Genomic DNA, 13219 nt, shown 5'->3' on the forward strand with positions numbered 1-13219 from the left:
GCCGCGTCTGTCCGTCGCCCGTCACGCTACGCAGGTGGCCGGGCCGGCACCAGCGCGACCGACCCCGGACGTAACGCGGCACCGTCGCGCGGCCACGCCCCGCCCGCGTCCCGTGCTGGTCCGCCGCACCGGGTCCTGGTCCGCCGCCTCGGTCGCGTGCCGGTCCGCGGTCCTGTACCGGTCCGCAGCACGCACGCCGGTGCACCGCGCCGCCGGATGACCTACAGTCGTGGCGTCATGCACGCTCGCCCACCCAGGACCCCGGACCACGGTCCGGCCGCGGAACCGCCCGCGGTGCGCCGCGACGACGTCGCCGGCCGCGACCTCGACGAGGCCGTCGGGTTCTACGAACGGGTGCACGAAGCCCACCGCATCCGCCTCACCGCGGACCCCGACCGGCCGTTCGGCTTCCGGTTCCGCGCCGTCGGCGACGACCGGCTCCGCCTGCGCAGCTCCGCCCTGGCCGCCGACCGGTGGGGACGCATCGAACCGGTGGGCCGGTACCTCGTCACCTGGGCCCACGACGGGCAGGTGGTCTTCGACGCCGACACCGACGACGAACTCGTCGTGGCGGCCGGCCTGCCCGCTGTCTACCCGACCGGCCGCCCGTTCACCTTCGCCACCCCGGCCGGCGTGACGCTGCACACGATCGACCTGGCCGCACGACCGCTCGAGGAACTCCACGCCGCCCGCACCGGCGACGGCGTCCATCCGCTGGTCTTCGGCCGGCACGCCGACCCCGACGGGCTCCGGGCACTGCGGGCGATCCTGGCCACCGCAGCCCCCCTCCTGCTCGACACCGAGACCGACCGCCTCGAACGCACCCGACTCGTCGACGCCGTCAGCCGACGCCTCCTCGACGCCTTCGTGCCGACACCCGGCGCACCGCGGCACGCGGGCCACCCGACGAACGTGGCCCGGGCACTCGACCACATCGACGCGCACCTCGCCGAACCCCTCACCGCCGCCGACCTCGCGCAGGCCGCCGGGCTCAGCCAACGCGGACTCCAGCAGGCCTTCAGTCGCAACGACCTGCCGACTCCGCTCGAGGCACTCCGCGAAGCCCGACTCCGCCGGGCCCGCGCCGCGCTCGCCGACGCGCGACCCGGCGAGGTCAGCATCGCCGCGATCGCCCGGGCCTGCGGCTTCTCGCACCTCGGACGGTTCGCCGGCTACTACGCCGAGCGGTTCGGGGAGCTCCCGAGCGACACGCTCCGCTCCTGACGCCCGAGCCGACTACCGGCGGGGCGCCTGCTCGGCCGGGTCCCGACGGAACAACCACGACACGTCGGGCTCCAGGAGCCACCGCATCCCACGCCGCACGAAGGGCTGCGCCAGGAACAGGCTCACCCCGCACGCCAGCAGCACCATGACGAGCACGTACGGCCACGCAGAGTGCTCACCCGCCAGCACGCCCGACTCGCGGATCGGGTAGAGCACGAACGTGTGCAGCAGGTACACGTACATCGTCGCGGCACCGAACTTCGTCAGCCACACGGTCCGCCGGGGCACCAGGAGCAGGAACGCCGCGGTGAGCGCCGCCGCGAACACCATCAGCCCGAAGCGGACCCCACCGGCCCACCACGTGTCCTCGCCGAGCCCGGAGTACGAGTCGTCGTAGAAGAACCAGTGGTGCAGGTCGAACTCCTCGAACTGCGGGGTGAACAGCACGCACGCCGCCGCCCACAGCGCGAACACCACCGCCGCGGCCACTCGCACCCGGACCACCACGCGACGCGGCGCCTCGTACCACCGGTCGAACACGCCCCACTGCTTCACCTGCCACCCGAGCAGGAAGAACGGCAGCAGGCTGATCGCCCGCGACAGGGACAGCGTCGAGTCGACGTTGTCGAAGTACCCCACACCGATGCTCAGCACGACCGCCCACGCCAGCGGCCACCGCAGCTGCGCCAGGTACGGCAGGATCAACCGGAAGATCCCCAGCGCGAGCAGGAACCACAGGGTCCACGTCGGCTTCGTCGGGTTGAACTCCTTGCCGCCCTCGACGATCGCCTGCACCACGGTCCAGATCGTCTGCATGACGATGTACGGCACCACGATGTCCGTGAACGTCCGCCGCATCCGCTTCGCCGTCGGGGTGTCCGCCGACGAGAAGTAGCCGCTGATCACCCCGAACGCCGGCATGTGGAACGCGTAGATGAACGTGTACAGCGCCAGGGCGTGCTCGCTGCCCGCCGTCTGCCGCTGGATCGCGTGACCCACCACCACCAGGGTCACCGCGATGAACCGCGACGTGTCCCACATCGGGATCCGGCGCTTCGCCCGGCCCGCCTCGAGCGGCTCGGCCGGTGCCGTGGGCGCGGGAGGCGCGGCGTCCGTCGTCATCCTCCGCACGTTACCGTCCGCGCGGGCCGCCGGTGTCGGTAGCGTTGGCGACCGGACGCCCGTCCCCACCGGCCGTCCGCACGGACACCCGTGCACACGGACCATCGAGGAGCATCATGACCACACGTCGCGCCGTCGTCACCGGAGCCAGCTCGGGCATCGGGGCCGCCACCGTCCGCCTCTTCCGCCAGCACGGGTGGGACGTCCTCGCCGTCGCCCGCCGTGCCGACCGACTCGAGGCGCTCGCCGCGGAGACCGGGGCGGACACCCTGGTCGTCGACGTCACATCGGACGCGGACGTGTCGGCGCTCGCCGCACGGGTCGACGCACTCGGGGGCGCGGACGTGCTCGTCAACAACGCCGGGGGAGCGTTCGGCTCGGCCTCGATCGAGGAATCGAGCACCGACGACTGGCGGGCGATGTTCGAGGTGAACGTCCTCGGCACGAAGCGCGTCACGGCGGCACTCCTGCCCGCGCTGCGTCGGCGGGCGGCGGAGACCGGCGGTGCGGACGTCGTCACCGTGACGAGCACCGCGGGCTTCGTCACCTACGAGAACGGCGGGGGCTACGTCGCCGCGAAGCACGCCGAGCACGCCCTGGTCGGCGTCCTGCGGCTCGAACTGAACGGCGAACCGATCCGCGTCGTCGAGATCGCGCCCGGCATGGTGAAGACCGACGAGTTCTCCCTCGTGCGCTTCGGCGGCGACGCCGACAAGGCGGCCGCGGTCTACGACGGGGTGGAGGCGCCGCTCGTCGCCGACGACGTGGCCGAGGCGATCGTGCACGCCGTCGAGCTGCCCGCCCACGTCAACCTCGACCTCGTCACCGTCCGGCCGGTGGCCCAGTCGGCGCAGCACAAGACCGCCCGCGGGCCGCTCACCCCGAAGCTGTAGCGACGGCCCGACCGACCCGGACACCCCGCAGCGCCCGGGTCGTGCCCGCGGGTCGCGGCGGGCGCGTCCCTGCCGGTACCGTGGGCGGATGCCGATCAGCAGCGAACCCGCGGAGCCTGCCGCGTCGTCGACCGTGGTGACCGTGACGAGCGGACCGGAGGTGCTCGGCTGGCTCGAGTTCGGCGACGCCGCACGCCTGCTCGCCAAGGACGTCCTGTCCGCCGGGTTCGAGCCCGAGGTGGTCGTCGCCGTGGCCCGTGGCGGCCTCATCATCGCGGGCGCCGTGGCCTACGCGCTCGGCACCAAGGAGTGCGGCTCGATCAACGTGGAGTTCTACACCGACGTCGAGCAGCGGCTCGAGGAGCCCGTCGTGCTCGCACCGGCCCTCGACGCACCGAGCCTCGCCGGCAAGCGCGTCCTGGTGGCCGACGACGTCTCCGACTCCGGCCGCACGCTCGCGCTCGTGGTCGACATCATCCGCAGCGCCGGGGCCGACGTCCGCAGCGCCTGCTTGTACTCGAAGCCCGGCACGGTCCTCGAGCCCGACCACGTGTGGCGTCGCGTCGACGGGTGGATCACCTTCCCGTGGAGCGCCCTCGCCCCGGTGACGGCCGAGTCGTGAGCATCCACCTGGTCGGCGGCGGACCCTTCGTCGCCGCGGACGTCGCCGCCGCCTTCACCGCCGAGGCGACCGCCCGCTCCGCCGCGGTCGGTCGCACCGTCCCGCGCATCGCGCTGCTCTCCGTCGCCGGTGCCGACGGTTCGTCGCCCGGCTCGACCGCGGACATCGCCGAGGTGCTCGGCGGAGCCCGTGCCGCCGAGGTCCTGGTCACCGAGGTACCCGCCGGCGGGACCTTCGACACGACGGTCCTCAGCGACGTCGACGCCCTCGTCGTCAGCGGCGGTCGCACGCCCGACTACCTGTCCGCCGTGGCCCCGCTCGTCGACCAGGTCCGCCTGCTCGTCGCCGACGGCCTGCCGTACCTCGGCTACTCCGCGGGCGCGATGATCGCCGCGGACCGCGCCCTGGTCGGCGGCTTCCGCATCGGCGGCGTCGAGATCTGCCCCGAGGACGCCTCCGAGGGCCTCGACGAGGTCGAGCTCCGCGAAGGACTCGGCCTGGTCGACCTGACGATCGACGTGCACGCGGTGCAGGCCGGCACGCTCGCCCGGCTCATCGCCAGCGCCGAGGCCGAGTTCGTCACCGCGGGCCTGGCCATCGACGAGGACACCGCGCTCGTCGTCGGCGAGGGTGCGCTCGAGGTCCGGGGGACCGGGAGCGTCTGGCGGGTGATGGCGGGCGAGGAGTCCGTCTCGGTCGCCACCATGGGCGCCTGACGTGCAGCCGAGGCCGCTGGCAGACCTCGTCGATCCCGGTTGGGCCACGGCGCTCGCCCCGGTCGAGGACGAGGTGCACCGGCTCGGGGACTGGCTCCGCGCCGAGACCGAGGCCGGACGCCCGTACCTGCCCGCCGGGCCGGCCGTGCTCCGTGCCTTCGAGGACCCCTTCGACCGCGTGAAGGTGCTCGTCGTCGGGCAGGACCCCTACCCGACGCCCGGACACCCGATCGGCCTGTCCTTCGCCGTCGACCCGCACGTCCGCCCGGTCCCGCGCAGCCTGCAGAACGTGTACCGCGAGCTCGCCGACGACCTCGGGGTGACGCCCCCGCAGCACGGCGACCTCCGCGCGTGGTCGGCGCAGGGCGTCCTGCTGCTCAACCGGGTGCTGACCGTCGGCGTCGGCGAGCCCGCGAGCCACCGCGGCAAGGGGTGGGAGGGCGTCACCGAGCAGGCCGTCCGCGCCCTCGTCGCGCGGGACCGCCCCCTCGTCGCCGTGCTCTGGGGTGCCCAGGCCGCATCGGTCCGGCCGCTCCTCGGGGAGACGCCGGTCGTGGCGTCGGCGCACCCGAGTCCGCTGAGCGCCTCGCGCGGCTTCTTCGGCAGCCGGCCGTTCTCCGCGGTGAACGAGTTGCTCGTCGCCCAGGGTGCCGACCCCGTGGACTGGACGCTGCCCGCCCAGGTGTGACGCGCCTCCCGTAGGCTCGTGCCGTGCTCGAGGAGGAATACCAGCAGCGGCGGGTCCTGCCGCGGCACCTGCGGACGCCCGCGCCGTCGGAGTCGCCCTTCACCTACGCGATCCGCGCCGCCACGGCCGCGGACCTGCCCGAGGTCCGCGAGATCCACACGCACTACGTGCGGAACTCGTCGGTCACGTTCGACGCCGCCGCGTTCACCTTCGCCGCGTGGAAGCGTCGGTTCGACGAGGTGCAGCGGCGGAAACTGCCGTTCCTGGTCGCCGAGAACCCCTCCGGCCAGGTGCTCGGCTACGCGCTCGTCGAGCCGTGGAACATCCGCGACCGCTCGAACCACGTCGTCGAGGACTCGATCTACCTCGGTGCCGCCTCGGGCGGGAAGGGTCTCGGACGGGCGCTCATGGAGGCGCTCCTCGAGGCCTGTCGGGTCGCCGGCGTGCGCGAGGTGATCGCGGTCATCGCCGACCGGTCCGCCGACGCGTCGATCCGGCTGCACGAGCGGCTCGGCTTCGAGGAGGTCGGTCGGATGGGCCGAGTGGGCTACAAGTACGACCGGTGGCTCGGCACGGTCACGATGCGGCTCCGGCTGAAGGGCATCCGCCGCCGGCCGTTCCTGCGCTGAGCGACGCCCGGAGCGACAGGGGCGCCCGGAGCGTCCGGTCGTCACTTCGACTTCGCCCCGGTCCCCGACAGGCTGAGGATGTTGTCGGACCCCTGCGGCCACCGAGTTGCCGATGGAGTGCGTCTTGAAGTTCTCCTCGGTCTTGTAGGACCGGTAGATGTCGGTGACGGCCTTCGCGTCGATGCTGTACTGCAGGTTCAGGCTGATGGTCGACGAGACGCCGTCCTGGTCCTGCACGGTGACGTACGGGCCGGAGCGCACGTTGCCGTTGTTGTCCGATTCCGACCCGTTCACCGCGTTGATGGAGCTGACGGTCTGGTTGCGGATGGTGAACGTGTGCAGGGTCGCCCACGGCGCCGTGACGTGAGAGCCCGAGCCCGATGTGGTCAGCGGGCCTCGGCGATGAACTCGTCGCGGGTCACGCGCACCAGGTCGGCCGTCGTGTCGGAAGCGACCCGGGCCTCCCGTCCGACCACCGCCCGACCGACGGCCTCGTGGCGGGCGGCGGCCTCGGCGGTCCACCCCGTGATGGTGTCCCGCGACTCGCTCGTCCTGGTCCGCAACAGCGCCTCGACCGTCCCGGCGAAGTGCGCGAAGACGGTGTTGCCCGAGCCGGTGAGCAGGGCGCGGTGGAAGCGGACGTCGGCCTCCAGGTAAACGCGCCCGTCACCGCGATCGGCGGCGGCGACCATCTCGAGCGCGGCGGCGAGCACGGCCCGGGCGTCGTCCCCGCCCCGGTCGGCGGTGAGCGCGGCGGCGACGGGCTCGATGCCGAGTCGGAGCTCGAGGAGTTCACGCTGCTGGGTGAAGTAGGCCGACGACGCCCCGCGCCATCGGATGACGGACGGCGCGAGCAGCTCCCACGCGGTCGACGGCAGCACCTGCGTGCCGACCCGTTGCCGCGGCTCGACCATGCTCAGGGACTGCAGGACGCGCAGGGCCTCGCGGACGACGGAGCGGGAGACGCCGAACTCCGCGGCGACGTCCTCGGGGCGCAGGACGGTGCCGGGCGCCACGGTGCCGTCGACGATGCGCTGCCCGAGCGTGTCGAGCACGTGGGCGTGCAGGCCGCGGGGTGTCGGCATCGTTCCTCCTGGTCGGCTCGTCGCACGCGGATGTGTGACGTGCTCCCCATTGCAGCGGCAGACTGCGCAGCAGACGGGGTGGCGCGCGGACGACGACGATGTAGTCTGATTAATCAGATTATTCGGTCGACCTCGGGTGTGATCAGCACCCCAACGGTCCGGCACCAGCAGCAGGACGGCGCAGCGCAGGAGCTGTGCCAGGAAGGGGCGCAGATGCCTCACCTCCAGACCACGGCCGCGGGCAGTGTGCTCGCCGCGGGCACCGAGACGGTCGACCCGTCGGGGACCATCCCGCAACTCGTGATCGCCGCACTCGTCGGCATCGTCGTCATCATCGTGCTCATCACCTGGCTCAAGGTGCACCCGTTCGTCGCGCTGACGATCGGTGCGCTCGGGGTCGGCATCGGCGCGGGGCTCGCACCCGAGCAGGCGATCACGAGCTTCGGCAACGGCTTCGGCGCGACCATGACCAGCGTCGGCATCCTCGTCGGGCTCGGCGCGATGTTCGGCAAGCTCCTCGTCGACTCCGGGGCCGCCGACCGTGTCGTGGACACCCTCGTCCGCCGGTCCTCGGCCGCAGCCCTGCCCTGGACGATGGCCCTCATCGGCGCGCTCATCGGTCTGCCGATGTTCTTCGAGGTGGGCCTGGTGCTCCTCATCCCGATCATCGTGCTCGTCGCCAAGCGCAGCGACGTGCCGATCATGAAGATCGCGATCCCCGCCCTCGCCGGCCTCTCCACGATGCACGCGTTCGTCCCGCCGCACCCCGGGCCGCTCGTCGCCGTGTCGACGGTCGGTGCCGACCTCGGCACCACGCTGGCCTTCGGCATCGTGCTCGCGATCCCCGTCATCGTCCTGGCCGGACCGGTCTTCGCCCGCTTCGCGGCGCGCTGGGTCGACGTGCCGGTGCCCGACATCTTCGGCGCACGCGGTGAGGACCCCGCCCACTCCGCACGGGAGGCGCGGCGCGGCCCCGCCACGCAGGACACCGCGTCCCTGCCGAACGGCAAGAGCGACTTCACCCGCGTCATCAGCGAACCGCGCAGCCCATCGTTCGCCACCGCGCTGGTCGGCATCCTGCTGCCCGTCGTCCTCATGCTCGCGAAGGCGATCCGCGAGGCGACCGCGCCCGACGCATCGGGTGCGCTCGTCGGGCTGCTCGACTTCCTCGGGACGCCGATGATCGCCATCGGCATCGCGGCCGTGTTCGCGATGGTCTTCTTCGCGATCGGCGGCGGCATGGACCGGTCCGCGGTCGCGAAGTCGCTCGAGAGCGCGCTGCCGCCGATCGCCGGCGTGCTCCTCATCGTCGGTGCCGGTGGTGGGTTCAAGCAGGTGCTCATCGACACCGGGATCGGCGGGGTGATCGCCGACGCCGTCAAGGACTCGGGCATCTCCGTGCTCCTCGTCGCCTGGGTGGTCTCGGCACTCGTCCGCGTCGCCACCGGGTCGGCCACGGTCGCGACGGTCACGGCCGCGGGCATCATGGCCCCCATCGCGCAGGACCTGTCCTCGCCGGAGACGTCCCTGCTCGTGCTCGCCATCGGCGCCGGGTCGGTCTTCCTGTCGCACGTCAACGACGCCGGGTTCTGGCTGGTCAAGGGGTACCTGAACACCACGGTCGGGCAGACCTTCAAGACGTGGTCGGTGCTCGAGTGCCTCATCTCCCTCGTCGGCCTGGCCGGCGTCCTCGTCGCCGGGATCTTCGTCGGATGAGCGCGGGAGTGGTCGACACGACGACGGGCGTGCAGCCGCTCGACGCCCGCGTGCTCGTCGTGATGGGTGTCAGCGGGTCGGGCAAGTCCACCGTCGCGGCCATGATCGCCGACGAGCTCGACTGGGCCTTCGCCGAGGGGGACGACATGCACCCCGCGGCGAACGTCGCGAAGATGGAGGCGGGCACGCCCCTGACGGACGAGGACCGCTGGCCGTGGCTCGACGTCGTGGCCGCCTGGATCCGCGGGCACCTCGACGCCGGGACGAACGGCGTCGTGACCTGCTCGGCCCTGAAGCGCTCCTACCGGGACGTGCTCCGCGCCGCCGGGGTCGTCTTCGTGCACGTCGCGGGGGACCGGGCCCTGCTCGAGCACCGGATGTCCGCCCGCTCGGGCCACTTCATGCCGACGTCCCTGCTCGACTCGCAGCTCGCGACGCTCGAACCGCCGCAGTCGGACGAGGCCCACGTGACGGTGACCGCGGACCGGTCGCCGGCGGACGAGACGGCCGAGGTCGTCGCCGCGCTCGGCCTCCGGCGCGGCTGAGGCCGGTGTGCCCGCGGGCACACCGGCTTCCCCGCCTCGTCTGCGCCGGCGTCCACCGCCCGGTCCGGGCGTGCTCAGCGACCGGTGACGGACGCCGGGGCGTCCGGCGTCGTCGGCAGGGAGGCCCGTGCCCGCTCCCACGCGTCGTCCTCCGGGTCGAGCGCGGAGCGCAGGTACGCGGTCGTCAGGCGCTGCACGAGCGCGACGCGTGCCGGGTCCTCGTCCGTGGTCTCGGCGGCCTCGTAGCCGGAGATGCCGCCGAGGCCGTGCTCACCGCCGTGCAGGGTGAGCAGGTCCGTCGCGCCCGGGCTCGACGTGAAGGCGTCGGTGAACCAGTCCGGCCCGCGGGTCGACATCGCCGACTGGTCCCGGTCGCCCGCGACGACCAGGGTGCGGGTCGTCAGTTCGGCGAACGACGGGCGCATGAAGGGGAAGTTCTCCGCGGCGAACGGCACGAGCTCGTCCCCGGCCACCCCGGTGGCGGCGAGGAGGACACCGGCGGTGACCCGCGTGTCCCGGCGGTCCTCGCCCGGGCGGCCCTGGTCGTCGAGGACACGCGCGCCGAGGAGCGCCTGGACGGACTGCGCTCCCCACGAGTGCCCGACCGCGGCGACGCGCGTGTGGTCGACGCGGCCGGCGAGCCCGGGCAGCGCCGCCTCGACGGTTTCGAGCTGGTCGAGCACGCGGACGAGGTCGGTGGTCCGCTCCCGCCAGATCGACGGGAAGACGGGGTGGTCGAAGCCGAAGCCGTTCCGGCGGGAGTCCAGGTGCGTCGGCTGGACGACGACGAAGCCGTACGACGCCCAGGACGACACGAGCGGGGCGTACGCGTCGAGGTGCTGGCCGTTGCCGTGCGAGAAGAGCAGGACGGGCAGGTCGGAGCCCGTCACCGGGGCGGAGACACGCACCTGCAGGGGGAGCGGACGGTCGGGGGCGTCGAGGTCGACGGGCGCGACGGAGACGACCGGGACGCCGGCGCCGAGGATCGTGTCGAGAGCTGTGGACGTGGACGTGGTGGGCACGGGGTTCCTTCCGGGAGCGGTGCGCTGCCGTAGGATGAAACGGAGCGACGTTCCGGACAGTAGCGGAACAGTGTTCCGCATGCAATCGATGTGAGGAGTCGCCCGTGCCCGACCATGCCGACCCCGAGCCCGCAGACCTCGCCTCCGCTCACTCGGACGCCGGTCCCGACGTGACCGACCGCTCGCGGCGGAGCGACGCCGTCCGGAACCAGGCCAACCTGCTCGACGCCGCCGCGCGGGTCTTCGTCCGCGCCGGGGTCGATGCCCCCGTCCGGGCCGTCGCCGCCGAGGCCGGGGTCGGTGTCGGCACCGTCTACCGGCACTTCCCGACCCGCGCCGACCTCGTGCTGGCGGTCTACCGCCACCAGGTGGAGGCGTGTGCCGAGGCCGGCCCGCGCCTCCTGGCCGACACCCCCACGCCCGAGGGAGCACTCCGTGCGTGGATCGGGCTGTTCGTCGACTTCCTGGTCACGAAGCACGGGCTGCCGGTCGCGATGCACGGGGACGCGGCCGGGACGGACGCCCTGCACCGGTACTTCGTCGACCGGCTGGTGCCGGTCTGCACGGAGCTGCTGTCGGCAGCCCGGGCGGCGGTGGCGGGCGCGGGCGGCCGGGACGACGGTGCGGGCCGCGCCGACCTCAGCGGCTACGAGCTCCTGCGCGGGGTCGGGAACCTGTGCATCGGGACCGCCGCCGACCCGGACTTCGACGTGGACCGGGCCGTGCAGGTGTACGTCTCCGGAGCGCTCGTCGGGGCGCCGCGGTGAGCCGGGTCAGGCCTCGGTGAGCGCCGCCGCGTAGGCCCGGACGGACCGGTTGTACCGCGGCATGGTCGGCTCGATCGTCTCGAGGGCCAGGCGCAACGCCTCGTCCTGCCGTCCGGCGCTGTGCAGGGCCAGTGCGAGGAACACCGACGGGGCCGCGCCGATCGACGGGTGCGACGGAGCGGAACGGAGCATGGCGATGGCGTCGTCCACCCGGCCGAGGTTCCGCAGGGTCGAGGCGTGCTGGATGACCAGCCGCGCGGCACGTTCGGGATCGACCGTGCCGAGACCGGCCTCGGTGGCGCGGCGGTACTCGGCGTCGGCGTCGGCCTCGCGCCCACCCGAGTCGTACGCACCGCCGAGCTCGAAGGCGCCCAGGGCCGGGTGCGGCGCCGAGCCGGCGAGGTCACGCATCCGGTCGATGCGCTCCGCCGGGTCCGCGTCCGCGTCCGCCCAGAGGTCCTCGACGTGCTGTTCCCACTCGATGTCGTCCACCCCGCAAGCGTAGGACGCCGCCCGGCTCAGGCCTCGGTGACCCGCCCGGCCTCGACGCGCCACTGGCGGTCCAGCTGCACGGTGTCGAGCATCCGGCAGTCGTGCGTGACCAGGAGCAGCGTGCCCTCGTACGTCTCGAGGGCCTGTTCGAGCTGCTCGATCGCGGCGAGGTCGAGGTGGTTCGTCGGTTCGTCGAGCACCAGGACGTTCACCCCGCGTGCCTGCAGCAGCGCCAGGCCGGCCCGGGTGCGTTCGCCGGGGGACAGCTCGCCCGACGATCGACCGACGTGCTCGGCCTTCAGCCCGAACTTCGCGAGCAGGGTCCGGACGTCGGCGGTCGTCATCTCCGGCACGAGTCCCTCGAACACGGACGCCAGGGGAGTCGGCCCGGTGAACAGCGAGCGGGCCTGGTCGACCTCGCCGACCGCGACGCTCGACCCGAGGGACGCCGTGCCGCTCGTCGGCGCCTGCCGTCCGAGCAGCGCCCGCAGCAGCGTCGACTTGCCGGCACCGTTCGGGCCGGTGATGCCGATCCGGTCGCCGCCGTTCACCTGCAGCGAGACCGGGCCGAGGGTGAAGTCGCCCTGCTCGTACCGTGCGTCGGACAGGGTCGCGACGACGGCGCTGGACCGCGGTGCCTGGCCGATCGTGAACTCGAGCTGCCACTCCTTGCGGGGCTCCTCGACCTCGTCCAACCGCGCGATCCGGGACTCCATCTGCCGGACCTTCTGCGCCTGCTTCTCGCTCGACTCGCTCGCGGCCTTCCGGCGGATCTTGTCGTTGTCCGGGGCCTTCTTCATCGCGTTCCGGACGCCCTGGCTCGACCACTCGCGCTGGGTCCGCGCGCGCGAGACGAGGTCGGCCTTCGTCGCGGCGAACTCGTCGTACGCATCACGCTTGTGCTGCCGGGCGATCTCCCGTTCCTCGAGGTAGGCGTCGTACCCGCCGCCGAACAGCCGGTTGGACGACTGTGCCAGGTCGAGCTCGAGCACGGCCGTGACCGACCGGGCCAGGAACTCCCGGTCGTGGCTGACGAGCACGACACCGCCGCGCAGGCCGCGCACGAACTCCTCGAGGCGGTGCAGCCCGTCCAGGTCGAGGTCGTTCGTCGGCTCGTCGAGCAGCACGATGTCGAACCGCGAGAGCAGCAGGGCGGCGAGCCCCACGCGCGCGGCCTGTCCGCCGGACAGGGACGTCATGAGCGAGTCCGCGGTCACCGAGCCGTCGGCCGCGTCGAGCGTGAGGCCGAGGTCGGCCAGGACGACCGGCATTCGCTCGTCGAGGTCCGCCGCCCCCGACGCCAACCACCGCTCGAGCGCCGTCGAGTACCGGTCGGCAGCGGCGTCCCCGGCGTCGGGCTCGCCGAGCGCCAGGGCGGTCGCGTCCATCTCGGCGGCGGCCTGCGCACACCCGGTGCGACGGGCGACGTAGCCGGCGACCGTCTCCCCGGGCACCCGCTCGTGCTCCTGCGGCAACCAGCCGACGAACGCGTCGGTCGGGGAGAGCGACACGGTCCCGTCGAGCGGCTCGTCGACATCGGCGAGGAGGCGCAGCAGCGTCGACTTGCCGGCACCGTTCACGCCGACGACGCCGATCACGTCACCGGGCGCGACCGTGAGGTCGAGGGAGTCGAACAGCGTGCGGGCGGCGTAGCCGCCGGCGAGCCCCTTGGCGACGAGCGTGGCGGTCATCCCCACA

The 13219-nt window shown here is 73.1% G+C and carries 14 protein-coding genes and 1 pseudogene; 9 read left to right on the forward strand and 6 right to left on the reverse strand.

Annotated elements, in window-relative coordinates; genetic code table 11:
• Nucleotides 1–237: 237 nt before the first annotated feature.
• Nucleotides 238–1224 (forward strand): helix-turn-helix domain-containing protein, encoded by a 987-nt coding sequence (locus KM842_RS04035; protein ID WP_216261182.1) that lies wholly within the window; start codon nt 238–240, stop codon nt 1222–1224.
• Between the two features lie 12 nt (nt 1225–1236).
• Here the strand turns inward: KM842_RS04035 and KM842_RS04040 are convergent, their stop codons facing one another.
• Complete coding sequence (locus KM842_RS04040; RefSeq protein WP_216261184.1) at nt 1237–2346, reverse strand: acyltransferase family protein; 1110 nt, start codon at nt 2344–2346, stop codon at nt 1237–1239.
• 116 nt (nt 2347–2462) lie between these two features.
• Between KM842_RS04040 and KM842_RS04045 the strand changes: the two genes are divergently transcribed.
• From KM842_RS04045 to KM842_RS04065, 5 genes are all read left to right on the forward strand, one after another.
• Entirely contained in the window at nt 2463–3239 is a 777-nt protein-coding gene (locus KM842_RS04045; protein WP_216261186.1) for an SDR family oxidoreductase, read from the forward strand.
• An 88-nt stretch (nt 3240–3327) separates the two neighbouring features.
• The gene (locus tag KM842_RS04050; RefSeq protein WP_253206240.1) at nt 3328–3861 is read left to right on the forward strand and encodes a phosphoribosyltransferase; all 534 of its coding nucleotides are present in this window, start codon (nt 3328–3330) and stop codon (nt 3859–3861) included.
• Entirely contained in the window at nt 3858–4577 is a 720-nt protein-coding gene (locus tag KM842_RS04055; protein WP_216261187.1) for a Type 1 glutamine amidotransferase-like domain-containing protein, read from the forward strand. The genes KM842_RS04050 and KM842_RS04055 overlap by 4 nt, the downstream gene beginning before the upstream one ends.
• Before the next feature lies 1 nt (nt 4578).
• A complete protein-coding gene (locus tag KM842_RS04060; RefSeq protein ID WP_216261189.1) occupies nt 4579–5265 on the forward strand; it encodes a uracil-DNA glycosylase in 687 nt (228 codons plus the stop codon).
• A 23-nt stretch (nt 5266–5288) separates the two neighbouring features.
• Complete coding sequence (locus KM842_RS04065; protein WP_216261191.1) at nt 5289–5894, forward strand: GNAT family N-acetyltransferase; 606 nt, start codon at nt 5289–5291, stop codon at nt 5892–5894.
• 183 nt (nt 5895–6077) lie between these two features.
• On the opposite strand, the pseudogene KM842_RS16115 reads toward KM842_RS04065, so the two are convergent.
• Together KM842_RS16115 and KM842_RS04075 are read right to left on the reverse strand one after the other, a co-directional pair.
• A pseudogene (locus tag KM842_RS16115) lies at nt 6078–6284 on the reverse strand (hypothetical protein); the annotation flags it as partial.
• Nucleotides 6281–6979 carry a FadR/GntR family transcriptional regulator gene (locus KM842_RS04075; protein WP_216261193.1) on the reverse strand — a complete coding sequence of 233 codons (699 nt, stop codon included), beginning with the start codon at nt 6977–6979 and terminating at the stop codon, nt 6281–6283. The pseudogene KM842_RS16115 and the gene KM842_RS04075, both read right to left, overlap by 4 nt.
• Nucleotides 6980–7192: 213 nt before the next feature.
• Between KM842_RS04075 and KM842_RS04080 the strand changes: the two genes are divergently transcribed.
• A complete protein-coding gene (locus KM842_RS04080) occupies nt 7193–8695 on the forward strand; it encodes a GntP family permease (RefSeq protein WP_216261196.1) in 1503 nt (500 codons plus the stop codon).
• Nucleotides 8692–9240, forward strand: a complete 549-nt coding sequence (locus tag KM842_RS04085; RefSeq protein ID WP_216261198.1) for a gluconokinase — start codon at nt 8692–8694, stop codon at nt 9238–9240. The genes KM842_RS04080 and KM842_RS04085 overlap by 4 nt, the downstream gene beginning before the upstream one ends.
• 74 nt (nt 9241–9314) lie before the next feature.
• On the opposite strand, the gene KM842_RS04090 is transcribed toward KM842_RS04085, so the two are convergent.
• Nucleotides 9315–10262 carry an alpha/beta hydrolase family protein gene (locus KM842_RS04090; RefSeq protein WP_253206241.1) on the reverse strand — a complete coding sequence of 316 codons (948 nt, stop codon included), beginning with the start codon at nt 10260–10262 and terminating at the stop codon, nt 9315–9317.
• 104 nt (nt 10263–10366) lie between these two features.
• Here KM842_RS04090 and KM842_RS04095 point away from each other — a divergent pair, with 104 nt between their 5' ends.
• The gene (locus tag KM842_RS04095; protein ID WP_253206242.1) at nt 10367–11029 is read left to right on the forward strand and encodes a TetR/AcrR family transcriptional regulator; all 663 of its coding nucleotides are present in this window, start codon (nt 10367–10369) and stop codon (nt 11027–11029) included.
• Between the two features lie 6 nt (nt 11030–11035).
• Here KM842_RS04095 and KM842_RS04100 read toward each other — a convergent pair whose 3' ends face one another.
• Nucleotides 11036–11521 (reverse strand): tetratricopeptide repeat protein, encoded by a 486-nt coding sequence (locus KM842_RS04100; protein WP_253206243.1) that lies wholly within the window; start codon nt 11519–11521, stop codon nt 11036–11038.
• A gap of 26 nt (nt 11522–11547) precedes the next feature.
• The gene (locus KM842_RS04105) at nt 11548–13212 is read right to left on the reverse strand and encodes an ABC-F family ATP-binding cassette domain-containing protein (RefSeq protein WP_216261202.1); all 1665 of its coding nucleotides are present in this window, start codon (nt 13210–13212) and stop codon (nt 11548–11550) included.
• Nucleotides 13213–13219: the final 7 nt, after the last annotated feature.

This window comes from Curtobacterium sp. L6-1 (assembly GCF_018885305.1).
Taxonomy (GTDB): domain Bacteria; phylum Actinomycetota; class Actinomycetes; order Actinomycetales; family Microbacteriaceae; genus Curtobacterium; species Curtobacterium aetherium.

Bases quoted from the DNA above. Each gene is read 5' to 3' on its own strand.
- KM842_RS04035 (WP_216261182.1), top strand. From the start codon at position 238: ATGCACGCTCGCCCACCCAGGACCCCGGACCACGGTCCGGCCGCGGAA.
- KM842_RS04040 (WP_216261184.1), bottom strand. From the start codon at position 2,346: ATGACGACGGACGCCGCGCCTCCCGCGCCCACGGCACCGGCCGAGCCG.
- KM842_RS04045 (WP_216261186.1), top strand. From the start codon at position 2,463: ATGACCACACGTCGCGCCGTCGTCACCGGAGCCAGCTCGGGCATCGGG.
- KM842_RS04050 (WP_253206240.1), top strand. From the start codon at position 3,328: ATGCCGATCAGCAGCGAACCCGCGGAGCCTGCCGCGTCGTCGACCGTG.
- KM842_RS04075 (WP_216261193.1), bottom strand. From the start codon at position 6,979: ATGCCGACACCCCGCGGCCTGCACGCCCACGTGCTCGACACGCTCGGG.
- KM842_RS04080 (WP_216261196.1), top strand. From the start codon at position 7,193: ATGCCTCACCTCCAGACCACGGCCGCGGGCAGTGTGCTCGCCGCGGGC.
- KM842_RS04085 (WP_216261198.1), top strand. From the start codon at position 8,692: ATGAGCGCGGGAGTGGTCGACACGACGACGGGCGTGCAGCCGCTCGAC.
- KM842_RS04105 (WP_216261202.1), bottom strand. From the start codon at position 13,212: ATGACCGCCACGCTCGTCGCCAAGGGGCTCGCCGGCGGCTACGCCGCC.